21 protein-coding genes and 2 pseudogenes are annotated in these 23,230 nt (G+C 68.2%); 13 read left to right on the top strand and 10 right to left on the bottom strand.

What is annotated here, in order from left to right:
• Window positions 1–416: 416 nt before the first annotated feature.
• From C6W10_RS16015 to C6W10_RS38570, 3 genes are all read left to right on the top strand, one after another.
• Window positions 417–2,006 carry an alpha/beta fold hydrolase gene (locus tag C6W10_RS16015; protein WP_107258767.1) on the top strand — a complete coding sequence of 530 codons (1,590 nt, stop codon included), beginning with the start codon at window positions 417–419 and terminating at the stop codon, window positions 2,004–2,006.
• A 238-nt stretch (window positions 2,007–2,244) separates the two neighbouring features.
• A complete protein-coding gene (locus C6W10_RS16020; RefSeq protein WP_199853944.1) occupies window positions 2,245–3,072 on the top strand; it encodes an SDR family NAD(P)-dependent oxidoreductase in 828 nt (275 codons plus the stop codon).
• Window positions 3,073–3,585: 513 nt separating this feature from the next.
• The gene (locus C6W10_RS38570) at window positions 3,586–3,945 is read left to right on the top strand and encodes an Atu4866 domain-containing protein (RefSeq protein ID WP_234361776.1); all 360 of its coding nucleotides are present in this window, start codon (window positions 3,586–3,588) and stop codon (window positions 3,943–3,945) included.
• A 637-nt stretch (window positions 3,946–4,582) separates the two neighbouring features.
• Here C6W10_RS38570 and C6W10_RS38575 read toward each other — a convergent pair.
• Both C6W10_RS38575 and C6W10_RS38580 read right to left on the bottom strand, forming a co-directional pair.
• Window positions 4,583–4,987: an integrase core domain-containing protein gene (locus tag C6W10_RS38575; protein ID WP_234361777.1), complete on the bottom strand. Its 405-nt coding sequence runs from the start codon at window positions 4,985–4,987 to the stop codon at window positions 4,583–4,585.
• A gap of 476 nt (window positions 4,988–5,463) precedes the next feature.
• Window positions 5,464–5,679, bottom strand: a complete 216-nt coding sequence (locus C6W10_RS38580; RefSeq protein WP_234361779.1) for a hypothetical protein — start codon at window positions 5,677–5,679, stop codon at window positions 5,464–5,466.
• A 238-nt stretch (window positions 5,680–5,917) separates the two neighbouring features.
• Between C6W10_RS38580 and C6W10_RS38005 the strand changes: the two genes are divergently transcribed.
• The 5 genes from C6W10_RS38005 (at window position 5,918) to C6W10_RS16060 (ending at window position 9,862) form a co-directional block, all read left to right on the top strand.
• A complete protein-coding gene (locus C6W10_RS38005; protein ID WP_199854121.1) occupies window positions 5,918–6,160 on the top strand; it encodes a hypothetical protein in 243 nt (80 codons plus the stop codon).
• Window positions 6,078–6,362, top strand: a complete 285-nt coding sequence (locus C6W10_RS16045) for a transposase (protein ID WP_234361781.1) — start codon at window positions 6,078–6,080, stop codon at window positions 6,360–6,362. Before C6W10_RS38005 ends, C6W10_RS16045 begins: the two co-directional genes overlap by 83 nt.
• Window positions 6,363–6,510: 148 nt before the next feature.
• The gene (locus C6W10_RS37325) at window positions 6,511–6,942 is read left to right on the top strand and encodes a hypothetical protein (protein WP_159104602.1); all 432 of its coding nucleotides are present in this window, start codon (window positions 6,511–6,513) and stop codon (window positions 6,940–6,942) included.
• Window positions 6,943–7,490: 548 nt separating this feature from the next.
• Complete coding sequence (locus tag C6W10_RS16050) at window positions 7,491–9,536, top strand: right-handed parallel beta-helix repeat-containing protein (RefSeq protein ID WP_199853945.1); 2,046 nt, start codon at window positions 7,491–7,493, stop codon at window positions 9,534–9,536.
• A gap of 38 nt (window positions 9,537–9,574) precedes the next feature.
• Complete coding sequence (locus C6W10_RS16060) at window positions 9,575–9,862, top strand: hypothetical protein (protein ID WP_159104603.1); 288 nt, start codon at window positions 9,575–9,577, stop codon at window positions 9,860–9,862.
• Window positions 9,863–9,939: 77 nt separating this feature from the next.
• Here C6W10_RS16060 and C6W10_RS16065 read toward each other — a convergent pair whose 3' ends face one another.
• Window positions 9,940–10,332 (bottom strand): hypothetical protein, encoded by a 393-nt coding sequence (locus C6W10_RS16065; RefSeq protein ID WP_199853946.1) that lies wholly within the window; start codon window positions 10,330–10,332, stop codon window positions 9,940–9,942.
• 827 nt (window positions 10,333–11,159) lie between these two features.
• Window positions 11,160–12,047 (bottom strand): RNA polymerase sigma factor SigJ, encoded by an 888-nt coding sequence (gene sigJ / locus C6W10_RS16070; RefSeq protein ID WP_107258771.1) that lies wholly within the window; start codon window positions 12,045–12,047, stop codon window positions 11,160–11,162.
• Window positions 12,048–12,242: 195 nt separating this feature from the next.
• Between sigJ and C6W10_RS16075 the strand changes: the two genes are divergently transcribed.
• The 4 genes from C6W10_RS16075 (at window position 12,243) to C6W10_RS16090 (ending at window position 15,858) form a co-directional block, all read left to right on the top strand.
• Window positions 12,243–13,358 carry a serine hydrolase domain-containing protein gene (locus C6W10_RS16075; RefSeq protein WP_199853947.1) on the top strand — a complete coding sequence of 372 codons (1,116 nt, stop codon included), beginning with the start codon at window positions 12,243–12,245 and terminating at the stop codon, window positions 13,356–13,358.
• The gene (locus tag C6W10_RS16080; protein ID WP_107258772.1) at window positions 13,333–14,778 is read left to right on the top strand and encodes an MFS transporter; all 1,446 of its coding nucleotides are present in this window, start codon (window positions 13,333–13,335) and stop codon (window positions 14,776–14,778) included. The genes C6W10_RS16075 and C6W10_RS16080 overlap by 26 nt, the downstream gene beginning before the upstream one ends.
• A 32-nt stretch (window positions 14,779–14,810) precedes the next feature.
• Entirely contained in the window at window positions 14,811–15,293 is a 483-nt protein-coding gene (locus C6W10_RS16085; protein WP_107258773.1) for a carboxymuconolactone decarboxylase family protein, read from the top strand.
• 148 nt (window positions 15,294–15,441) lie between these two features.
• Entirely contained in the window at window positions 15,442–15,858 is a 417-nt protein-coding gene (locus tag C6W10_RS16090; protein ID WP_234361783.1) for an SRPBCC family protein, read from the top strand.
• A gap of 200 nt (window positions 15,859–16,058) precedes the next feature.
• On the opposite strand, the pseudogene abc-f reads toward C6W10_RS16090, so the two are convergent.
• The 3 genes and pseudogenes from abc-f to C6W10_RS16105 form a co-directional block, all read right to left on the bottom strand.
• A pseudogene (abc-f, locus tag C6W10_RS16095) lies at window positions 16,059–17,690 on the bottom strand (ribosomal protection-like ABC-F family protein); the annotation flags it as partial.
• A 589-nt stretch (window positions 17,691–18,279) separates the two neighbouring features.
• Window positions 18,280–18,917, bottom strand: a pseudogene (locus tag C6W10_RS16100) (transposase); the annotation flags it as partial.
• Between the two features lie 235 nt (window positions 18,918–19,152).
• Window positions 19,153–20,049 carry a DUF1963 domain-containing protein gene (locus C6W10_RS16105; RefSeq protein WP_159104604.1) on the bottom strand — a complete coding sequence of 299 codons (897 nt, stop codon included), beginning with the start codon at window positions 20,047–20,049 and terminating at the stop codon, window positions 19,153–19,155.
• On the opposite strand from C6W10_RS16105, the gene C6W10_RS16110 reads away from it, so the two are divergent.
• Complete coding sequence (locus C6W10_RS16110) at window positions 20,048–20,317, top strand: hypothetical protein (RefSeq protein ID WP_107258775.1); 270 nt, start codon at window positions 20,048–20,050, stop codon at window positions 20,315–20,317. The two genes, C6W10_RS16105 and C6W10_RS16110, sit on opposite strands and share 2 nt — an antisense overlap.
• A 9-nt stretch (window positions 20,318–20,326) precedes the next feature.
• Here the strand turns inward: C6W10_RS16110 and C6W10_RS16115 are convergent, their stop codons facing one another.
• From C6W10_RS16115 to C6W10_RS16125, 3 genes are read right to left on the bottom strand one after another with little or no spacing between them, the layout of a single operon-like run.
• Entirely contained in the window at window positions 20,327–20,986 is a 660-nt protein-coding gene (locus C6W10_RS16115) for a response regulator transcription factor (protein ID WP_107258776.1), read from the bottom strand.
• Window positions 20,983–22,170: a sensor histidine kinase gene (locus C6W10_RS16120; protein ID WP_107258777.1), complete on the bottom strand. Its 1,188-nt coding sequence runs from the start codon at window positions 22,168–22,170 to the stop codon at window positions 20,983–20,985. The genes C6W10_RS16115 and C6W10_RS16120 overlap by 4 nt, the downstream gene beginning before the upstream one ends.
• A complete protein-coding gene (locus tag C6W10_RS16125; protein WP_107258778.1) occupies window positions 22,167–23,003 on the bottom strand; it encodes a CPBP family intramembrane glutamic endopeptidase in 837 nt (278 codons plus the stop codon). The genes C6W10_RS16120 and C6W10_RS16125 overlap by 4 nt, the downstream gene beginning before the upstream one ends.
• Window positions 23,004–23,230: the final 227 nt, after the last annotated feature.

Consider the following 23,230-nt stretch of genomic DNA (forward strand, 5'->3'; position numbering starts at 1 on the left):
CAGGGGCCGCGCACGTCACCCAGCGGTGGACAATCGGCGTAGCTCGCGCGGGGGATGCGGGGATCCAGCCTCCATGAATGGCGTGACCGGCTTGGCGAAGGAAGCCGCCCGCAAGCCGCACCGGGGGCCGTCGGCCAACTCGGGGCGCGCTCGCCGCGGGCGCGGATGCAGGCGTGAGATAGCGCTACCGCGAGCACGCGGCCGACCAATCCAGAGTGGGCGGACGGTGTGGCGGTTTAGCCGTCTATCGGGTAGGCACTTCCGTGTTCGACGAATCTCTATCCCCCGTGCGAGCTACATAAGGCTGTCCACGCCGGGGTGATGTGAGCCGCTTCCCGTTCTCGATAGCTTCGTCGCCAGCAACACGGGCCGCCGGGTGAACGCGGTCCGCCGAGCCGAATCGAAGGACGAAGGCGATGAACAAGACACGTGGTGTCGAGGTATCCGACCGGCCACGGGGCCGCCGGTTCGCCACGGCTCTGACGGCCGCCACACTGGCTGTGGCCGGCGCGACCGCCTGTAGCGACGCCGCGCACGAGGAAGACCGCCCGGCGCCCGCGGACCAAGCGAAGGCCGCCGCGATCAGGTGGGGCCCCTGCCCGGAGGCGGCGAAGGGAGTAGCCCGGAATCCCAAGCTGACTTGCGCAACGGTCAAGGTCCCGCTGAGCTATGACAGGCTGGACGGCACGTCGATCGAGGTGACGATCTCCCGGCTGGCCGCCGCCGACCCCGAGAAGCGGCACGGCGTTCTGCTGCTGAACCCGGGCGGTCCCGCCCTGTCAGGTCTCGACATGCCCGGCACGATGGCACCGACGCTGCCGAAGTCCGTCCGCGACGGCTACGACCTGATCGGCTTCGATCCGCGCGGCGTCGCGCACAGCACCCCGCAGAGCTGCGGCCTCGAGGTCGCCAGCGTGCCAGGGTACTTCCCCTATCCCGAGGCGAACGGCTCGATCGACGCGAACGTCGAACTGGCCCGCTCCGAAGCCCAGAAGTGCGCCGCCACGGCCGGGGAGAACCTGCGGTACTTCAACACCGCCAACACCGCTCGTGACCTGGACCGCATCCGCGAGGCGCTCGGCGAGAAGAAGATCTCCTACTGGGGCCAGTCCTACGGCACCTACCTGGGTGCCGTCTACAGCTCACTGTACCCGGAGCAGACCGACCGCATGATCCTCGAAGGCAACATCGACCCCACCAAGGTCTGGTCCGGCGAGATCGAGGGCTGGGGCAAGAGCATGGCCGAACGGTTCCCCGACGCAGCCGCCGTCGCCGCGGCGCAGAACGGCGCCCTCGGGCTCGGCGGCACCGTCGACGAGGTCACCCGCACCTATCTCGCGCTCGCGGATCGGCTCGACCGTAAGCCGGCGCCGGTTCCGGGCACCCAGCAGTCCATGGACGGAGCGATCCTGCGCACCACCACCTACGCGCTGCTCCTCAACAACAAGACCCTGCCGACCCTCGCACAGGTCTGGAAGGCCGCCGCGGACCTCGCGGACGGTCACCTCACCGCGGCCGACGGCGAAGTGCTCAAGCAGGTGTTCGCCGAGACGCCGCCCACCCCGGGCGTCCCCGCGGACAACCAGGCAACCATGTTCCTAGCACTCGCCTGCGGTGACGCGGAGTGGTCCCACGACGTTGTCGACTACGCCACCCGCAGCGCCGCCGACCGCAAGGCCTGGCCACTCACGGCGGGCATGCCGGCCAACATCTGGCCATGCGCCTTCTGGAAGGCCCCGATCGAGAAGCCAGTCACCGTGACCGACAAGGGCCCCGGTGACATCCTGATCCTGCAGAACCGCCGGGACCACGCCACATCGTGGGACTCAGGACAAGGGCTGCACAAGGTCCTCGGCGACCATGCCGCCTTCGTCGGTGTCGACAACGGCGGGCACTACGTCTACAACGAAGGCTCGGCCTGCGCCGACGGGGCCACCGTCGACTTCCTGAACACCGGCCATCTACCGGACAAGGACGTCTTCTGCACCGACGTCAAGCAAGCCTGACATGACCGGCGCGGGCGGCCTTCCTCATCGGAAGTCCGCCCGCGTGGCCCGACCACATCCATCCCCTCGGCCGCGCTGCGATCGGCCCGGCTGCGGCTCGCCGGGCAGCGGCTCCGTGCCCGCCCCGACGCCGACGACCCCGCATCGTGCTCGTGCCGTAGACGTTGCGATCCCGGATGGACCCTGTGGCATCCGCGCTGGTTCTGTTCATCACTTGGAATCTGGAGGGACATCCGGCATGACCGGACAACACACGATTGTCATCACCGGTGCGAGTTCGGGCATCGGGCTCGCCGCTGCGGAACAACTCGCCGCCCGGGGCGACCAGGTCGTCCTGGTCGGCCGCGACGAGCGGCGCCTGGCCGCCGCCGTCGATCGGGTGCGGACGGCCGGGCGCGGGATCGAACCGGGCCACTTCCAGGCCGACTTCGAACGACTGGCCGACGTACGGGCGCTCGCGGATCACCTGCTGTCCACGTACCCGCAGATTGATGTCCTGGCCAACAACGCCGGCATGGTCGCGATGTCCCACCGGACCACTGTGGACGGCCACGAGGCCACCATTCAGGTCAACCACCTGGCCCCCTTCCTGCTCAGCAACCTGCTGCGGGGAAGGTTGCGCGGTGGCCGGATCGTGAACACCTCAGTGCGCCCCGGCCCCGGTGTGCGGCTTGACCCGGACGATCTGAACGACGAAGGGCAGCGCTACAAGGGCGTCGCGGCGTACCAGAACTCCAAGGCGGCCAACGTGCTCTTCGCGATGGAAGCCGCACGGCGCTGGCCCGACATCCTGAGCCTCAGCCTGCACCCCGGGCTGGTCCGGACCGACATCGGCCGCGACACGGCGCTGCGGTACGTCTTCCGCTACGCACCGTTGCTGATCAGCCCAGAAAAGTCCGCCCGGCGCTTGGTACGACTCGCCACAGCATCGGCCGCCGAACTGACCAATGGCGCCCTCTACGGCTCCGGCAAACCCATCGCGCCAAACCCCCGCCTCTTCAACCCGGTCAACGCGGCGCGGCTCTGGACAACCTCCGAGGAAGCCGTCACCGACCCGGCGACGTAACCGACCGTGTTGAGCCGCTATGCGGTGCTGCATGCGGAAGACGTCGAGTACCTGACGCACCGTCTCGCTGGCCGCGACCAGCCGAAGCCCCGGGCTTACCGCCGTTAGGGCCTCACCCCAGCACCACCGACGAAACGAAAGCAGATACCGACATGACCAAGACACCCTGGCCAGCGCCGCGCCGCGACGACGAGGTCCTGCACGCCCTACGTGACCCGCAAGGGCGCCCGCTGCTGCTGACCGGCGGCACCGTGATCACCGGCGATCCGCTGCTGGGCGACTGGCAGGAAGCCGACGTCCTCATCGGCGGCACCGTGATCGTGGGTATCGGCCCCGGCCTGCTGACCGCAGCCGGGGACGACAACATGATCGTCATCGGCTGCGTGGGCACCCTGGTCCTGCCCGCGTCCGCCGACTTCACCGCCCCGCGCGCCGGTGCGACCCTCACCCCCGGCCAGGCCGCCGACATCGCCGTCCTGCGCTTGGCCGACGCCCCGTACACCCGCCGGCGCGGTGCCGGCCCGCGGCACCCACCTCGATGTCCTGGTCACCGGCGGAAAGATCCGCCTCTACGACGGCCGCCCTCTCGACACGGCCCGCACCACCGAGCCAGCCCCCGAGGGCGGGCCCGTCCACGACCCGGCGCACCCGTTCCTGGGGATGTGGGTCGACGACAACGACTTCGTGCGGCAGGAACTGCTGCCCGACGGACGTTACGACGAGGCACGCGGGGACCGCCCCAGCGCCTACCAGGGCCGCTACTGGATCAACGGCAACCGCATCGACTACCTCGACGACCTGGGGTTCTGGGCCTTCGGCGAATTCCAGGACGGCAGCCTGCACCACGCCGGATACCGCTTCACCCGCCGCTGACCACGCCACCCCAAGTCTTTCCCCGGCCGATCGCACCTCCCTCGTGCGATCGGCCGGCCCGTGCCCCCGGAGTCCGCATGTCCCGTCCCACCCTCGCCCCCGGTACGCGGCCAAGACCGACGCACCGCTCGCACCTTCTGACCGGGCCAGCGGCACTGCGGCAATCGCGCTGCTGACCTCGCTGAGTGTCCTGGTCGTCGGCCAGATGTACACCGTCCTGGCCCTGCTCCACCCCATGGCCCGCTCCCTGAACACCACACCCGAGAGGATCACCTGGACCGCCACCGCGTGCAGGCCGAGCGTAGGTCGCCGGAGACCGCGCCTGGGCGGTCGGTTCTTGTGCCGGCGGAGCCGGCGCCACAGCCGGAGATCGCCGACCGGCTCGACCTGCGGATATGTTTCGCGGTCGACATCATCGGCTTCACCCCTCGCTCCGGTCCAGGCAGGGCGCTGGCCCAGCAGCGGCTCATTGATATCCTGCCCGTACGCTTGGCCGGCTGAAGTTGAACCTGAATGATCTGCCCTGGCAGGGCGTCGGCGACGACATGAAAGTCATACTCCCAGCCAATGAACAGCTACATCATGTACTGCCAGGCTTACTCGACGGTGTACCTGCCGGAAATGTCATCCGGGCAGGTCAGGCCGCATGTTCGTACTCGTGCAGGATGCCGCCGAGGCGGTCACGACGACGGATGTTCAGGCGGTCGAGTCTGTGCGGATCGGTGATCGGTTCGGGTAGCCGTGTGAGTGGTCGGACGTTGGCGATGCCCTGATGTGGGCGGTGCTCGTTGTAGAAGATCTCGTACTCGCGCAGCGCATGTAGTAGGTGCCGCTGGTTGAGGATCAGTGTCCGGTCGAGGAGTTCGCGGCGGCTGGTCCGTACCCAGCGTTCCATGATCGCGTTCATCCGGGGTATCCGGACGCCGGCGTGTACCACGGTGATGGCGGCGTCGGCGAGAATCGTGTCGAACGCGGCCGGATACTTGCCGTCCCCGTCGCGGATCAGGTACTTCACCGGGCAGCCCGCGTCTTCGAGGTCCATGACCAGGTTGCGGGCGATCTGGGCTACCCACGCCGCGGTCGGGTGCGCAGTCGCACCGAGGATCCGGACCCGGCGGGTGGCATGGTCGATGACCGCGAGGACGTAGAGGCGGGCCCCGGTCAGCGTGGTCGTCTCGAAGAAGTCGGCGGCGATGACGGCCTGTGCCTGGGTGCGCAGGAACGTGGCCCACGTGCTGGTGGTGCGTTCGGGTGCCGGTTCGACACCCGCTTGGTGGAGGATCTCCCAGACGGTGGACGCGGCGACCTTGACGCCCAGTACGAGCAGTTCGCCGTGGATCCTGCGGTATCCCCAGGTGCTGTTCTCCCGGGCCAGGCGCAGGACCAGCCGTCGGACCGACTGGACGGTTCGTGGCCGTCCGGCCTGGTGGGGGCGGGTACGCCGGGCGTGCCGGCGAGCGGTCAGATCCCGGTGCCAGCGCAGGACCGTGTCCGGGCTTACCAGTAGCCGCAGGTGGTTCAGTACGCCGCGCGGTAGCGGGTGTAGTAGGGCTGCCAGCCACGCCGGTCGGCTGGGGTGAACCGGACCCGGTCACTGTGCAGTTGTCGTTGCAGGACCATGATCTGGTGCCGCAGTGCGAGGATCTCTGTGTCCTTGTCGCGGTCACTCATCGGCAGCAGCCGTAGTAGGGCGAGCGCATTGGTGACGCCGAGGTACGCCAGTCGAAACAGCACACCTCATCGTCGCGCAGTGCTCGACGCAGACGGAACATCGCGATCCAGCCGAGAGGTTCCGCGTCTCCACCGGCGGCTTCCACCTCGATCATGAAGATGGCTGTGACCAGGACGGATGAGATTGTCGGCACCCACAACCCCGGGAAACTGACACCAGCTGGCAAATCTTTCTGCGGATCCAGGCCAGGGGCCTGCTGGCGATCGACTTTTCCACATCGACACGATCGCCCTGCGGCGGGTGTACGTGCTGGTCCTGATGGAGATCACGACCCGGCGGGTGCACCTGCTCGGCGTGACCGAGCACCCGACGGGGGAGTGGACCACTCAGCAGGCGCGCGACCGGGACACCAAGTACGTTGCCGGGTTCGACACGTTGTTCACCGCGGAGGGCATCCGCGGTGGTCAAGATTCCTCCGTGCACGCCACGGGCGAACGCGTTCATCGAGCGCTGGGGCCGAAGCTTGCGCCAGGAGTGCACTGACTACGTCCTGGTCTACAACGAACGGCACGCTGCGGCGGTGGTCAACGAGTACGTGCAGCACTTCAACGACCACCGCCCACATCAGGGCCTGCAACAGTTGCCGCCCAACCATGACCCGACTGTCGTCATCCCGATGGATGGCCCCGTACGGTGCCGACGACGGCTTGGTGGCGTGGTCAACGAGTACCATCGGGCAGCCTGACCAGATCTTCAAAAGACCAGGCCACAGCTGTGAACAGGATTTTGAAACGGTACAGGGTCGACGACTATTGGCGTTTTGTGCGGGTTCGCCCCTAGGGTAAGGTCGTACAGTCAAGCAACTGCGGTTGGCATGACGAAGCGGAGTTGGCTTGAGTAAGCAGGCGTTTGCTGCGGTAGAGAAGTCGTTCGCCGCTGAGACCGCGAGCGCATTCGGGTTCCTGGCCAGCGAGTTCGGTTTGGCCGGTCCGGAACTTCAGGGACTCGTGCTGCCGGTGGTTGCGTTTGTTGGCCGAGGCGTTCGATATCGAATCATGGTCGATTCCGATGACAAGATCGTGATGACGCGTATAGAAATAGATCTCGATCCCAAGAGGCTCGTCGCTGAGCTAGAGAACCTAGTGCAGGCCGCTGGACTCGGCGCACGTAACCTCGTTGCTCACAGTGCCCCCACGCTTAATAGCCTGCGACATGCGCTGGAATCGCAAGCCACATACGTTAGGCTACTTCAGCCGCACATGAGATCGAAGAACGTCGTTGAGTTGATGCGAACGGCGAATGCTCGGGAGTGGAATGTTCGGTAGCTACAGTCATGCGTACCGCCACTTGAACGGCTGAATAGAGCGGCATGCTTTTCGTTTAATCGTCCTCTTTGACGAGGGTTGCGGTGACTGGTTACGCCCCTTTGGATCGCTACGCCAGAATGCCGGAGGACGCGTCGTTGAGCGTCTTGACCGCAACCGGCAGATGCAGGATTCTGTGGGCCTTTTATGGCTAGACCGACGGACAGTGTGTGCGATCTGGACGAGTTTAGTCGCGGGAATCGACAGATCGAGCCGGTACCATGCCGCCGGACGATCGCGAGGCGGCAACCGCCGCCGCACGCTCGGGCCGCGGAACCGATTGGTGAGGTGCCGGCGCGGCCGGACGGAGGGCGCCTTGCCGGTCCCTGAAACGAGGCTGTCGACACCGAAACGCGGCCTGCGCCGACACCAGAACCTACCGACCTTGGCCTCGCAGGACGGTGGATGACCTGAGTGCGGTAATGCGGGTGCTCGAGGTGGCTGGGGGGCGGTGATACCACCCCGGGCGGGGGATGGTCGAAACGCGAAAGTTCCTCTAATCTCCGGCCATGAAGGCATTGGTCAGGCTCGCTGTGGCTGGCATGTTCCTGCTCCTTGGTCTGGCGTCGGCGGCCCCGGCCGCCGCGCACGACGAACGGCAGCCGGTCTTTCCGGACGGCACCGGAAGCGTGCCGGCGTACCGCACCGACGGCCCGCGGCTGCTGGTCTGCAAGACCGACGCGGCGGACTTCACCGCCCGGATCGCCGGCTTCCCGGCCGAGCTGCGCACCAGCAACCAGGCGCTGTACGACGAATGCCAGCGCTCCGGCTACCGGCACCTTCAGGACGCGGTGGACGCGGCCCGGCTGCCCGGCACCCGGATCCTGATGCTGCCGGGGGTCTACCGGGAGGAGCCGAGCCTCGCCCCGCCCACCGGCGCCTGCTCTGCGCTGGACGCTCCCTGGTCCGGCAACCGGCTCTACCAGGTTATGTCCTACGAACAACAGGTGGCCTGCCCGCACGTGCAGAACCTGGTGGCGGTCATCGGCAAGCGGGACCTGCAGATCGAGGGGACCGGCGCCGGTCCGCTGGACGTGGTGGTGGACGGGCAGTACCAGAAGCTCAACGCCATCCGGGCTGACCGCGCCAACGGCTTCTACCTGCGCAACCTGACGGCCCAGCGGACCACCTTCAACGCCGTCTACATCCTGGAGACGGACGGTTTCGTCATCGACCGGGCGATCGGCCGGTGGAACGACGAGTACGGGTTCCTCACCTTTGCCGATGACCACGGCCTTTACACCGGCTGCGAGGCGTACGGCAACGGCGACTCCGGTGTCTACCCGGGCGCGGCCTCGAACATCAACGCGGATCGTGGTCATCAGGTCGACCGGTACGCAATCGAAATCACGGGCTGCAAGTCGCACCACAACCTGCTCGGCTATTCGGGGACCGCCGGGGACTCGGTGTGGGCGCACGACAACGAGTTCACGAACAACGCCGCCGGGGTGGCCACCGACTCGGCGTTTCCCGACCACCCCGGCATGCCGCAAAACCACGCGAAGTTCGAGCGCAACGTCATCGGCGACAACAACGAGGACTACTACCGGTACGTCCGGGACGGCACCTGCGCCAAGCCGTACGCCGAGCGGGGTTACGAGGACGGCGTGGTGTGCCCGGCGGTCGGTCTGCCACCCGGCACCGGAGTGATCAACCCGGGTGGCAACTACAACATCTGGCGGGACAACTGGGTGTTCGGCCACGCGTACGCCGGCTTCGTCACCTCGTGGGTGCCCGGCTTCGTCCGGGGCGACACCGGATTCGCGGCCCAGTTCGACACCTCGCACCACAACCGGTACCTCGGTAACCGGCTCGGCGTCCGCCGCGATGGCACGCGGGCACCGAACGGGATGGACTTCTGGTGGGACGGCCAGGGCCGGGGGTCCTGCTGGCAACGCCCGGCGGCCGGCGCCGAGCCGCGGGTGCTGCCGGCTTGCGGCGCCGACGAGATGCCCGCCGGGCTCGGCGTCAACCGCGCGGTCGCCGAGCCCGGCAAGACCCTCAAGCTGTACGTTTGTGCCGACTACTCGCTGTCGGAGCGCCGGATCCCGGCGGGCTGCGACTGGTTCGGGGCGCGTGGGCTGGACCGGATCGAGGTGCGGGCGGCCACCGGCGAGGCGGTGCTGCTGGGCGTGCTAATTCTGGTCCTGTGGGCCCGGCTGGGTCGACGCGATCCACTCTGGACTGCGTCCAGTGCGGTAGCGCTCGCCGGTCTGGTGGTGGGCGTCTTCGGCACCGCGTACGAGGGCACCTGGCTGACCTCCCTTGGCCTGGCGCTACTGGGCGTCGGCTGGCTGGGGGTGGGCTGGTCCCTGCGCCGCACCGGCCGGCGCGGGCTGGGCTGGCTCACCCTGGCGCTCGGCGTGTTCGCTTTGCTCGGCGCCGTCGACCGGGGACTGGTGATGCTGCCAGGCACCCCGGTCGGGCCGGTGTGGCCGCGCATCCTGCTGGAACTGGTCTGGGTGCCGTGGGTCGCCGTCCGGTCGGCACGATCGGTCAGCTCGACGCGGCGCGCACCAGCCGGAGTTGACCGATCTCCGCGGCATTCTTCATGAGTTCGGAGAGTTCACCCCATGCGACCAGGTGGGCGACCGTGAGTTCGGAGTCCTTCGGACTCGAAGATCCGCTTGATGAACTGGGTATGGACGCCACCTGGATCCTCCGTCTGTCCGGGCCGTTGGTCGAAGCTGAGGTGCACCTGTTTTACGGACCGCACGTGGACGTTTCAGCATTCCTGCTCGAACGTCTCGAAGACGGGATGTTCGTCGGGGGCGAAGACGGCATCACGGGTCAACGGCTGGTCGAGATGCTTGACGGACTCGAACAGGTGAGTCGAGGCGACGCCATCCCGGCCTGGCTGCGCCGACCGTCAGGCCCGTAACCGACGGCCCGCGCGCTATCTGTGGCAGAAGCGGATGGCTGACCGCGCCGTAGTCCATCGGTGCCATCTGTGGCCGCTCATCGACCGGTGGGGAAGAGGTCCTCGCCGCTGATTACCAGGCATCCGAACATGTCGCCGAGGACAGTTCGTTGGTGCTCCGTGAGCGGGTTTACGAACACCGCAACGTCGACCCCCGCAGCCCGGGACGCCTGCGCGATTTCGCGGGCTTTGCCGGGGCCAAGCAGTGTCCGCCGTGAGAACGGGGAAGTCATCTTTGCCGCACCGCCGTGCGAGACACCGCGCCGCTGGACGTGCCGGCCCACCACCCGCCCACCATGTGCCTCCACTGAAGCCGCCAGGAAATCGAGCTTTGCGTCGAACTTCTTGTCCTTCGCCGTGAACAGGCCTACCAGCATCACGTCGGCGCCCGCCAGTGTTGAGGTCGGTGGACCGCTTGGATATCGCCTCACGGGGGCATGGTGCCAGACGCCGCGCGCGTATCCGCTCATCGGCATGACAACGCACTCGCCGGGACTGCTGTCGGCGCTGGACGCGGGTGGTGGGGAGCAAGTTGGGAGCAGGTGGGCGCTCCCAATGGCCCCGAACGGCGGTCAACCTGTCTGAGCTGCTCTGATCAGCCCCGCGCTTACCAGGGGCAGTCGTATTCCTGCTGGTCAGAGGGTTGTGGATCGTTCCTTTTGACACGGAAGAGGTCACTGGTTCAACCCAGTATCGCCCACCACGTATATAAGCAGGTCAAATGGTCCGTTACCAAATCATCGGTAATGAGCCATTTTGTTGCCGCTCCTTACGTTGGGAGCAAAGTAGGAGCACATGATTATTTAGGTGGTTCCGCAGCGGTCCTCTGGACCCGAGCGGGCTCTGTTGCGTCGCAGGTTGCTGATCATCGCCGGACACGCCTTCATGCAAGACCTGCGACGCGGACACCACGAACTCGGAGACGAAGCGCCACCGACGCTCTGCGTCGCCGCAACGTTCACTGAACTCGCCCAAACGGTCTGAATCCCGACCGGGATCCGCAGTTCGACATGTCTACCGACTCGAGAACGCAACAGCCCCCTTGGCCCCACCCTCATGATCGAAATCCCATGCTCAGCGCGACGTGCTGTAGTCGGGATGGCATACGCACCGCCGTGATCGCGTACCCGTTGCTTCCGATGAGCGAGCACCCGATCTTCGCGAGTGACTGTGCCCCGTCCGTTTACCGTCCTGCGGGCCAGGTGCCGTCGACGAGCGAATTAGGATCTTGCTGCCGATAAGAGACGGATGGCGCGAGTCACGACTGCAGATTGGTGAGATCGAGTCGGGCGAGCCGGTCGGGGTCGGACAGAATGTCGATCGCGGCGAGACTGCCGTCGGCGACGGTGAAGCTCATCACCGAGATGAGTCGGTCGTCGACGGTGTTGACCAGGCCGGCGATCCCGTTGATGAGGGCCGGACGCGTGTGCGAGGTGGTGGCCATGCGCTGGAAGGTAGCCAGTTGGCCGGCCACGGCTGCGGCACCACGGATGATCTTCATGCCGCCGTTGAGTACGCCGCCGTCGGCGCGCAGCACCACGTCCGGGTCGAGGATGGCCAGCAGCGCGTCGAAGTCGCCGCCGCGGGCGGCGGTCAGGAAGGCGTCCACCACGCGACGCTGACCGGTCAGATCAGGATCCGGGCTCGGGGTCGCGCCGCGGACCCGTTGGCGTGCACGGCTGGCGAGTTTCTTGGCGGCCACGGGTGTGCGGTCCACGATCGGGGCGATCTGCTCGAACGGCAGGCCGAACATGTCGTGCAGCACGAACGCCAGCCGTTCGGCCGGCGTCAGCGACTCCAGCACCACGAGCAGGGCCAGTCCTACCGAGTCGGCCAGCAGCGCCTGCTGCTCCGGGTCGGTGCCGGTTTCCCGGCTGACCACCGGATCCGGTAGCCGATCCTCTATCGGCTCTTCACGGCGTGCTTTGCGTGCGCGAAGCATGTCCAGACACACCCGGCCCACCACGGTGGTCAGCCAGCCGGCGAGGTTGTCGATGTCGTCGGCGTCGGCGCGAGCCAGGCGCAGCCAGGCCTCCTGCACCGCGTCTTCGGCGTCGGTCAGCGAGCCGAGCATGCGGTAGGCGACCGCCTTCAGATGGGGACGATGGCCCTGGAACTGCACGGCCAGAAAGTTGTCGGCGTTCACGGTGAAGTTTGCCTCTCCTCGACTGCGTCGTACCGCTGACGCGGCAGTCCGCGAAAAGGTGACCGGTCACCATCGCCGATCGGGATCCGTCATGACGGCGATCATTCGAACGAGAGGTTGCTGATCATGAGTCATCCGGAAGTGTACGGCCATGTCGCGGAAGGATTCGCCCAGGTCCGCGAGGAGTACGCGGCGGTGGTCGCCGAGCAGGGCGGCCAGGTGGGGTCGCAGCTCGCCGCCTATGCGGGCGGCCGCCTGGCCGTCGACCTGTGGGCGGGGCCGCAGGTCAGCGGTGACACGCTGACGGGGGTCTACTCGTCCACGAAGGGCGCCGCGACGGTGGTGGTGGCGTTGCTGGCGCAGGAGGGGATCGTCGAGGTCGACCGGCCGGTGGCCGGGTACTGGCCGGAGTTCGCCGCCGCCGGCAAGGACGCGATCACGGTACGCGACGTACTCACCCACCGTTCAGGTGTGATCGGCGTCGACGGCGGGCTGACCGCCGCGGAACTGGCCGACGACGCGATGACCGCCCGCCGGCTGGCCGGGCAGCGGCCGTACTGGAAGCCGGGTTCGGCGTACGGCTACGGCGGTTTCGTCACGTTCGCCGTGATCGCCGAGGTGGTTCGGCGGGCAACCGGTCAGTCGCTGCAGCAGATGTACGAGGAGCGCGTCCGTGTCCCGTACGCATTGGATCTTTATCTGGGGTTGCCGGAGGCGCAGGAGGAGCGCTTCCTGCCGATTCAGAGGTGGTCGGCCACACCGGAGCAGGAAGCGGCGTTCTGGGCGAACGTGCCCGGCCCGCACAGCATCACCGGCATCGGCTACGGGCTCAACAGCACGCCGCCGCTGGACCAGGTGGCCTTCGCCAACACCCGTGCGGTACGCGGGAACGGCCCGTCCTCCGCCGGTGGAGTGGGCAGCGCACGCGGTCTGGCGGGCCTGTACGCCGCGGCCGTCTGGGGCTGCAACGGCCGGCCCTCGCTGCTCACGCCCGACACCATCGGGAAGTTCGCCATGCTGCATTCCACCGGCGGCGACCTGGTCCGGGGCAAGCAGGGCAACTACGCGCTCGGATTCCAAGCAAGGGCCTGCGCTACCCGTTCCTCAGCGCGAACGCGTTCGGACACGACGGCTCGGCCGGCTCCGAGTCGTTCGCCGACCCACACAGCGGCATCGCGTTCGGCTACACCCGGCGCCAGTTCGGGTTCGGCTGGACCTATCCCGAACACGACCGGCTCGCCGCCGCCGTCCACCAGGCCGCCACGAGCGACTGAGGAACGCACACATGACCTCGTACACCGGACATCCTGAACGAAGCGGCCCGGCACTGCTGGTGATCGCCGCCGCGCAACTGCTGATGGTGATGGACGGCACCATCGTGACCGTCGGCCTGCCGGTGATCGGCAACGGACTCAAGATCGCCGAGGCCGACCTGGACTGGGTTCTCACCGCCTACGCCCTGGCCTTCGGCGGCCTGCTGCTGGCCGGCGGCCGCACCGGCGACCTGTTCGGCCGCCGCAGAATGCTCCGCATCGGCCTGCTGGTCTTCATGGCCGCCTCACTAATAGGCGGCCTGGCCGGCAACGGCGGCGTCCTGATCGCCGCCCGGGTCCTGCAGGGCGTCGGCGCCGCGATCGTCGCCCCGGCAGCGTTGTCACTGCTGGCCGACACGTTCCCCGCCGGTCCGCAACGCAACAAGGCACTGGGCGTGTACGGGGCGATGGGCGGCCTCGGCTCGGTGGTCGGCCTGCTGCTCGGCGGCGCCCTCACCGAATACCTGGGCTGGCGATGGATCATGTTCATCAACATCCCGATCGCCCTGCTGGTCCTAGCCGGCACCGCCGCCGTGGTACCCGGCACCCGCGAACGCGGCGGGATCGACCTGCCCGGAGCGGCCACCGTCACCGTCGGCCTCGGGTCGCTGGTCTACGCCATCAACCGCGCCGGATCCCACGGCCTCGGCGACCGCCTCACCGTGGCCTTCGCCGCGACCGCCGTCGCGCTGCTCATCGCGTTCGTGCTGATCCAGCACGGCGCCCGCAGCCCGATGCTGCCGCGCCGGGTACTCAGTGACCGCGACCGGCTCGGCGTCAACCTGGTGATGCTGCTGATGGGCGCCGGGCAACTGGCCACCTTCTACTTCCTCACCCTGTACATGCAAACGATCAAGCAGTACTCGCCGATGATCACCGGCCTGGCGTACCTGCCGTTCGCGATCGGTGTCGGCATCGGCTCCGGACTCATCGGCCCGGCACTGCAGGCCCGCACCAGCACCCGCAACGTCCTCGCGATCGGCATGGCGGTGGCCGCCGCGGCGATGGGCTGGTTCAGCCTGCTTACCCCGGACCAGAACGCTGTGCTCGTGCTGCTGCCCGCACAACTGCTCGGCGGCATCGGCCTGGGGATCGGCTTCGTCGCCGCCACCATCGGCGGCGTGCACGGCGTCGCACCCCAGGACTCAGGCATCGCCTCCGGGCTGGTCAACACCAGCCAGCAGATCGGCGGCGCCGTAGGACTGGCCGTCCTGGCGAGCATCGCCGTCACCGCCACCACGAACCAGCCACCCGGCACGCCCGTGCCCGAGGCGCTCACCGGCGGCTACACCGCCGGCATGCTCGGCGCGGGCGCGTTCTACCTGGCCGCCATCCTCGGCACCGTCCTGCTGCCGACGCGCGAGCCGGGCCGCCTGCAGGCGGTCACCTTCGCCACGCCGGATCCGTCAGAGCGATGAGAGACCACCAAGATTCAGAAAGGTACGCCACCATGCGCGAACTCCAGTCCCGTCTGCCGAACCCCATGCGACTCGTCCCCGAGCTGGGCGAGATCGGCGGCGCCCTGTTCAAGGCCACCGGCAACGGTTCCGTGCCGCAGACCACCATCAGCCTGCTCCAGCTGCGCGCCGGACAGATCGTCGGCAACGACTACCTGACCAGCCTGCACACCGGCAACCTCCGCAAGGCCGGCGAACCCGAGGACCGCATCGCCGCTGTAGCGTTCTGGCGCGACGCTTCCTCCTTCACCGACGCCGAACGCATCGCGCTGATGCTGGTCGAAGCCGTCCTCACCGCCAACCCGACCGGTGAGCGCGTCAGTGACGACCTGTACGCCGAAGCGAGCCGGTACTACGACGACAAAGCCCTCGCCACGCTGATCATGGCCATCGGCCAGGTCAGCTTCTTCATCCCGCTGGCCCTCATCGGCAAGCCGCTGCCCGGTGTATCCCCGGCGCAGCAGTGGAGGGAGTGATACTTCGCCGGGCTCAGGGTGAGGACAGGCAAGGCGCCTCACCCTGAGCACACGGTGCGAAGCGGTGTTCTAGAAGAGGGCTTCTGATTGGCAGGGTTGAGGTGGTTTCGGGCGACGGGCGTGAATGGGGCGCGGTCCAGCCGAGCTCGTGTTCGACACCTCGCTTGCCGTCGATGTCCACACCGCCTCCATGGCAGTCAGCGGTGAACGGGCCATCGGCGGCGTGACCACCGGACAGCTGAAGCTCGGCGACGAGGTGACCTGGCAGGCACGACACCTGGGCCGGTCTTGGAGAATGATTTCACGGATCACCGCCCATACCCGGCCAAGGCACTTCGTCGATGAACAGATCTCCGGACCGTTCGCCGTGTGGTGGCATGCCCACTACTTCGAACCACAGACCGACGACGCGACGCTCATGCGCGACGTCATCGACTTCGCCGCACCGTACGGTCTACTCGGCCGGCTCACCGAAGCCCTGCTACTCAACCGATACATGACCGAGCTCATCACGGTCCGAAACCAGCACCTCGCAACGATCTGCCAAGCCCACCGATCGACATAGACCTCGCTGCCGACCACGCCAACGACAACCGAGATCACTTCTCAAACACGCTCTTGGAGGACCGTTTGAGGGTTCAGATCAGTCTTTGGATGCCGCGCCACATTGACCAAATCCCGATGACCGTCGGTGAGGATTGCCTGCTGTAGGCTTTTCGATCCGGAAAGGCTGACGAAGCCGCCGGGGGCCACGTGGATCTGCGCCGTTGAGGCCGCGGTTTCCGCTCGCTCGCGCCACCGCCGATCGTGGGTGACGGTGAGGACGGCGCCGGGGTAGGTGAGCAGCGCTTGCTCGAGTTGCTCAAGCAGTTCGGGAGCCAGGTGGTTCGTGGGCTCGTCCAGCAGCAGAAGATCGCTGGGGCGTGTGACGGCGAGAGCGACTTCGAGGCGCCGACGCTGCCCGACCGACAGGTGCGCCACCGGCCGGCCCAGGTCGTCAGGGTGGAACAGTCCGAGGCGCAGCAGCGTGTCCGCAGCGTCCTCCTGGTAGGCGGCGGTAGCAGCGGCGAAGACCTCGAGCAGTGTCGCGGGCGAACCGGTCGTGATGTCCTGCCGCAACCATGCAACACGAATACCGCGTCGGTGCCGGACGGTCCCGCGTTGGGGTGCGAGTTCGCCCGCCAAAACGCGCAGCAGCGTGGTCTTGCCCGACCCGTTGGGTCCCGAGATCAGCAGCCGGTCACCGACCGACACCTCGAGCGACTCCAGCAAAAGCCTCGGCGCCGACCCGTTTGTTCCGAGGCGGACACCGTCCGCGCGGATCAGGGAACCCGCATCGGGGGACGCGGGCTCGGTGAAGGCCGGCGTGAACCGCAGCGGATCAGCGGGCCGCGGGGCGGGGGCCGCGCGCAGCCGAGCTACTCGCTCCTTCGCGATCCGGATGCGTCCCATCGCACCGTGATCTCGGCCGCGTGCCCGGAAGGCGGCGTGGCCGAACAGCGATCTATCCAGCTTCCGCGGGATCGCGTCGAGCCGGAAGGCGTTGGCGGCGACGAGAGCCTCCTGGCGTGCAAGGTCGTGCCGCCACGCCTCGTACTCGGTCAGCAGCCGCCGCCGTTCACTCTCACGTGCGGTGAGATACCCGGCGTAACCGTCGCCGTATCGGCGCAACGCGCCACCCTCGACGTGCACGATGTCGGTCGCGAAACGGTCCAGCAGCGCACGATCATGGGTGACCACAATCAGCGCCCCACGGTGCGCGGCCAGGCGCTCCTCCAGCCATGCGATACCGGCGCCATCGAGATCGTTGGTCGGCTCGTCGAGCAGCAGCAAGTCCGCCTCGGACGCCAGCGCCGCCGCGAGCGCCAGCCTCGCCTTCTCGCCGCCGGACAGCGTGCTCACCAGCCGGGATCGATCGAGACCGCCCAATCCCAGCCTTTCGAGCCCCACGTCCACCTTCTGATCAAGCTGATACCCGTCACGGGCTTCGAACCGGTCAATCGCCGCGCTCAAACTCGCGAGCAGCACAGCCTGCTCGTCGGGGCCGACGTGCCCCAGCCGTTCCGCGGTCCGCTGGATCTCGTCCTGCAGCCCGCGAATGTCGGCGAGCAGGTCGTCAAGCGCGGCCGCAACGGTGGCGCCGGGGGTGAATTGCGGTTGTTGTTCGGCGATCGCTATGCCACCGGGCAGTTCGACTTCACGGTCGCCGGCTGTCAGCCGTACCGTTCCCGCGAGCACTCGCAGAAGCGTGGACTTGCCGGCACCGTTGTCGCCGACCACCGCGATCCGCTCGGTGGGGCCGACGACGAGGTCGACCCCGGCCAGCACGGTGCGTTCGGCGAACCTCACGGCTCCGCCACGAATGACGCACACCCGATGCGGGCGCGACGCGGACATCTGGGACAGGGACTGCGGGGTATGGGTCACGGGAGTTCCTCCCCACGGCGCACATATGCACCGCAGAATCCGCGCTCCTGCGAGCGCGTGAACGTACGGGAACCTCGCGCGGCCGGCGACATGCCTGCACAACGCGCATAGGACCCACCGCGGAGAACCCTCGACGCGGTGTCCCGTACTAAAGAATCAGCGTGCCCACGGAGGCAACGTTAGCAGAGGATCAACGCGGCGCGCCGCCCGATTCCGGCCCCACCGGCCAGACCGCGCCTGGTAGGCGAACAGGCTGGTGCCCGCTCCGATAGACAGGTTCATGAACGCCCGGACGGCCATTCAGCAGCGGATCGAGGCGACCTGGCCGGACGAGCCAGCCAAGGAGAGGAAGCAGTTGACCCCCGTCCGGGCGACAGACGGTCAGTACTGCAACGGCAGTGTCAGGGGTAGCCGTGTCGTCGGTAGTGGCAGAGTCGTGCCTGGTAATGGCGTCGTCGGCGCCATCGGGACCAGGCCCGCACCTGCCCTGCTGGGCAGGGTCGTCGCACGGTCAGTGCGGTGAGCAGTCGTCGGATCTCGGGTACGGTGTAGCCGATCATCATGCCGTTGCTGGCGGCGGTTCCCCTTTTACGGCAAGGATCGGGCCACGACCAGCCAGGCGTAGGCGGCCATCGCGAGGGTGATGTGGGCGTACCAGGCCCGCCGGTCCCGAACCTGGTACTCGTCCAGACCGGCTTCGTTCTTCGCCTGCTGGAAGCATTCCTCGACCGCCCACCGGACGCCGGCGACCCGGGCGAGGTCGACCAGGCGGGTGCGGCGGGGACCGTAGCAGACGTAGTAGGCGATCTGTCCGGTGGTGATGCTGCGTCGGGCGAGGAGCCAGTGCCCACGGCCGGGTCTCCACCAGACGGGCACCCGGATCGGTATCCGCGCCCACCAGTACTCGCGTGGTCCGTGCGCAACCGCGCCGGCGGACAGCCGGCACCACGCCTGACCGGGCAGGGCGGTGATCAGTTCGTCGGCGCGGGCGCGTCCCATGCTGGTGGTGGCCAGGTCGTCGTTGCGGCGGGTCGCGACCACATGCGGTATGTCCCGCTCTTTCAGCCACACCCGCAGCGACTTCGACTGGCCATACGCCTCGTCCATCGTCACCCAGCCCACCGGCACCCCAGCATCGAAGGCTCGGGCGAGCATGGTGCGAGCCGTCTCCACCTTCGTCGCGAACCGCACCGAGTCTGCGGGAGGCTTTCACGCCGTTGATCCAAGGTTCGGCGGTGCACCGGACAGCCGCAGGGCCGTCCGCAGACAACGACATCGGTGAACCCGGGCCGGACGCCGTCCATGCAGAACGACGACCACGCACCGAGACGAAAATGTCGGCGTGACCGTCACGGTCGACACCTAGATGTCAGACTGGCAAGTCGACGATGGCCCACGATCTACTCTTCGGATGTCGGTGCCGGCCCCGGGCCTATTCCGTGAATCCGGGGAACGAGCGCATCTTGTCGAAGCGGCCAGCGGCCAGGTCGGCAAAGCTGATAAAAAAGCGTCCGTAGTGGAGGTCCGATTCCGTGGCGAACTGGACGAGCGGCACCCATTCCTGCGTGAGCCTGAATTCCTCTTCCTCGAGCCAGTGCCACCTGTCGGAGCGCGGAAGGTCGGGTCCGGTCTTCAGTCGGACACCGAGTCGTTCACGCGCCATCTGCATCTCGGGGGACTCGGAGCCTCCGATGGTCCAGGTGTAGCCGCCGACGCAGAGTTCCCCTCCGCGAGTCTCCGCCGGCCAGAGCTCGTAGGTCAGTGCGATGAGTTCGTCGGCGTGGGTCAGCTCACTGGCGAGCTGCCTTGCGATCTCAGACGCGCCTTCCAGGGGGTCGACCTCCTCGTCATCAGGCTCGAGCCAGTTCGGAAACTGCGGCTCGACCTTGGCACAAAGCCGGCGCTCCGGGTCGGGGTCCGGGATATCGCGGCCAGACGACGGCGGCGGGACCGTCTCGGTGCCTGCGGGGACGTACAGGACCCGCGCGTACTCTTCGTCGTGGCCGCTACACATGGCGTCGAAAGCGCCCTCATGATCCAGGAAGAAGAGCAGCGAGCCGTCCACCGGCAAGGGGAGCTTCTCGATCTTCGGAAGCGCCGCGCAGTCGAGGGAAGCGACGAACGGCAACGGATTCTCGCCGTTGGACGGCCACTCCGCGCCCGCCGGTAGCCGGGGCAGCCCACCGCTCTGCCCGACGACATCTCCGTCCCAGTCACTGCCGGCACCCACCCAGATCGCAAATCGAAGGTGATCGGCGAGCTTGCTGACCTGGGCCACCGGGATGCCCCGCTCCATTGCCTCGTGGCGCAACCGTCCGTAGTAGTCCATGGCGAAGCATGATCGCAGACGGATCGGCCCGCTGATCCACACCGTCCACCAACATCCCTGTACTGAAGACCCGCAGGAAATTATCCTCGGCGGCAACGATCGCCTGGAGGCCACCGCCGCCTTCGAAGGCACCTACCACGGCGACAGAGTCTCCGGTAGCGCCCGGCCCGGGGACTGCCGCGACGGCGGTATCGCCAGCGCCGACCGCAACCGGCCCCGCCACGCCCGGCGTCGTGGTGCTCGTGTGCACGGACACCGCGAGGAGTAGCGGGCCGCCTCAGGTCACCAGGCCCCGGCGGTACGCGTACACCACGGCCTGCACCCGGTCGCGCAGGTCAAGCTTGGTGAGGATGCGGGACACGTACGTCTTGACCGTCTCCTGGCTGATCACCAGCGCCGCGGCGATCTCGCTGTTGGACAGGCCCTCCGCGATGAGGCGGAGCACCTCCAGCTCGCGCGGGGTCAGCGCGCCGCCGTCCGGGGCGCCCTCGGCCGGGCGGATGCGCGCCGCGTAGCGGCCCACCAGCTGCCGGGTCACCTCCGGGGCCAGCAGCGCCGAGCCCGTCGCGACCGTGCGGATGCCGTTGAGGAGCTGCGCCGGTGGGGCGTCCTTGAGCAGGAAGCCGCTGGCGCCCGCGCGCAGCGCCTCGTAGACGTACTCGTCGAGGTTGAACGTCGTCACCACGAGCACCTTCACCGGCTCGGGGACCCCGGCGCCGGCCAGCAGGCGGGTCGCCTCGATGCCGTCGAGCACCGGCATCCGGACGTCCATCACCACCACGTCGGGCCGGAGCCGAGCGGCCAGGCCGACCGCCGCGCGCCCGTCGCCGCACTCGCCGACGATCTCCATGTCGGGCTGGGCGTCGATGATCGTCGCGAAGCCGGCGCGGATCAGCTCCTGGTCGTCGCAGACCAGTACCCGGATCGGCGCGGTCACGACGGGTTTCCGGCCGGGATCCGGGCCCGCACGAGGAAACCTCCGCCGGCCTGCGCGCCCGCGCTGAAGTCGCCACCGATGACGGTGACCCGCTCGCGGAGCCCGGCGAGGCCGCGCCCGCTGCCGCCCGGGAAGGCGCCGCCGCGCCCGCTGCCGCCCGGGGACGCGCCGCCGGATCCGGAGCCGTCGGTGCTGATCTCCACGGTCGTCTCCCCTTCCCCGTGGCGGACGTGAACCCTGGTCCGGCTGCCGTGCGCGTACTTCAGCGCGTTCGTCAGCGCCTCCTGCACCACCCGGTAGGTCGCCACCTCGGCGCTGCCGGTCACCGCCGCCGGCCTGCCCTCCCGGACAAACTCGACCGGCTGCCCGGCCTGCCGGGTCTGGTCGACGAGGGCGTCCAGGTCACCGACGGGGGGCGTACGCGGTTCGTCGGTGTGGTGATCCGGGTTGAGCAGGTCGAGCAGCTGCCGCAGGTCGCCGACGGCCCGGCGGCCGGTGCCGGTGATCGCGGTCAAGGTCTGCTCCAGTTTGTCCGGGGCGCCGGTCAGGTAGCGCGCCGCCTCTGCCTGCACGACCATCGCCGTCACGTGGTGGGTGACGACGTCGTGCAGCTCCCGGGCGATGCGGGTGCGTTCCGCCGTACGGGTGGCCTCCTCGACATGGCGGCGGCGTTCCGCCTCGGCGGCCCGGTTCTGGCGCAGCCACGCCCCGATGCCCCACGCGAGTGCCAGCAGCAGGTAGAAGGTGGTGAACCCGGTGACGCCCTCACCCGAGCCGAGCCGGTCGAGGGAGATCGCCAGGGGCACGTACGCTGCCGAGGCGAGAGCCGCGACGACCCAGCGGCGCCGTTCCAGGTAAGCGCCGGCGCTGATGAGCGCGATGGCCAGTCCCGTACCCGCGATGGTGTGGTAGCCGCGGAGCTGGTCGATCGCGAAGCCGAGCGACACCAGCGCGAGGCAGGCGGCCGGCCACCGACGGCGTACGGCCAGCGGCAGGCACTCCAGGGCGACGACACCGACGGTCAGCGCGTCGTACGGGCGGTCCGGGAGTTCGCCGAGCTGCGTACCCTGCCGCTCCAGAGCCGGGACCACCGTCGCGAGGGCGAGAGCCAGGGCGAACGGGAGATCCCGGACCGTGATCGGCCACTGCCGCCACAGATCCGGGAGCCTCCGGAGCTTGATCACCGGGTGACTGTAGCGGTTGCCGGGGCCGGCGCCGTGCGGTGGCGGCGCGGGACGATGTGCCCGCGGCGCTTGGCCAGCCACAGGAATACCACGGTCAGCACCACGCCGGCCAGCACCGCGTACAGGCTGCCCTCCGGCCCGAAGGCGCCACCGCTCAGCGCGACCGGCCCCGACGTCGAGGCTTCGAGCAGCCCCTTCGACTCGCCGTTGCCGGAAACCGCGACGCTGAAGATGCCGCCGGCGGCGAAATTCCAGCCGAAGTGCAGGCCGATCGGGACCCACAGGTTCCGGGTGGCGGCGTAGCAGGCGGCCAGCATGAACCCGGCCTCGATGGCGATGGCGGTCGCCCCCCACAGGGTGGCGTCCGGGTTCACCAGGTGGATCGCGCCGAACACCACGCCGGTCAGGGCGAGGGCGATCCAGGTGCCGGTACGCTCCTCGATGATCCGGAACAGCACTCCCCGGAACAGCAGCTCCTCGGTGACGGCGGTGGCCGCCATGAACCCGAGCAGACCTAGCGCTCGCGTCGGCGAACCCCAGCCCTCGACGTGGTAACCGCCGAGGAACGCGATGTTGGCGATGACGGCCGCGAACATGGCGAAGCCGATGAGTGTCCCGCGGCCCAGCTTCCCGCCCCAGCCGTCCTGGCCGAGCTCGGTCGGCTCGCGGCGCTCGGTGCGCCGCACGACCCACCGGTAGACGACCACGCACAGCACCGCCGTCACAGCGCCGATAACCAAGGTGAGGAAAGAATTGCCCTCGACGGCGGCGACGCTCTGCCCGCCGACGAGGGCGACGGCGGCGACGGCGAGAAGCTGTTTGACGAAACGCATGATGACTCCTTCGCAGACCGCGACCGGAGCGCCGCGGACACGAAGAAACCTATGGAGTTGCGCCGCCACAATCGTCCCCGTGCGGTGGACACTTGCGGGTAGCTCGCACGGGGGACAAGACCCGCTCCGGAGTCCGGCCACCGGGTCGGACCTGGCGAGATCCGCCGCTCGCCGCGCCCCGTCCGGCCGCGGACCCGGTACTTCAGCCGTAGCGCGATCGGTCGGGC

Source organism: Plantactinospora sp. BB1 (assembly GCF_003030385.1).
In the GTDB taxonomy this organism is placed as follows: domain Bacteria; phylum Actinomycetota; class Actinomycetes; order Mycobacteriales; family Micromonosporaceae; genus Plantactinospora.

Excerpts from the sequence above, each read along its gene's own strand:
- C6W10_RS16085 (WP_107258773.1), top strand. The coding sequence starts at position 14,811 with ATGCGCGAACTCCAGTCCCGTCTGCCGAACCCCATGCGACTCGTCCCC.
- C6W10_RS16125 (WP_107258778.1), bottom strand. The coding sequence starts at position 23,003 with ATGCGTTTCGTCAAACAGCTTCTCGCCGTCGCCGCCGTCGCCCTCGTC.
- C6W10_RS16110 (WP_107258775.1), top strand. The coding sequence starts at position 20,048 with ATGGCGAAGCATGATCGCAGACGGATCGGCCCGCTGATCCACACCGTC.
- C6W10_RS16050 (WP_199853945.1), top strand. The coding sequence starts at position 7,491 with ATGAAGGCATTGGTCAGGCTCGCTGTGGCTGGCATGTTCCTGCTCCTT.
- C6W10_RS16015 (WP_107258767.1), top strand. The coding sequence starts at position 417 with ATGAACAAGACACGTGGTGTCGAGGTATCCGACCGGCCACGGGGCCGC.
- C6W10_RS38575 (WP_234361777.1), bottom strand. The coding sequence starts at position 4,987 with ATGGACCTCGAAGACGCGGGCTGCCCGGTGAAGTACCTGATCCGCGAC.
- C6W10_RS16080 (WP_107258772.1), top strand. The coding sequence starts at position 13,333 with ATGACCTCGTACACCGGACATCCTGAACGAAGCGGCCCGGCACTGCTG.
- C6W10_RS16020 (WP_199853944.1), top strand. The coding sequence starts at position 2,245 with ATGACCGGACAACACACGATTGTCATCACCGGTGCGAGTTCGGGCATC.
- C6W10_RS16105 (WP_159104604.1), bottom strand. The coding sequence starts at position 20,049 with ATGGACTACTACGGACGGTTGCGCCACGAGGCAATGGAGCGGGGCATC.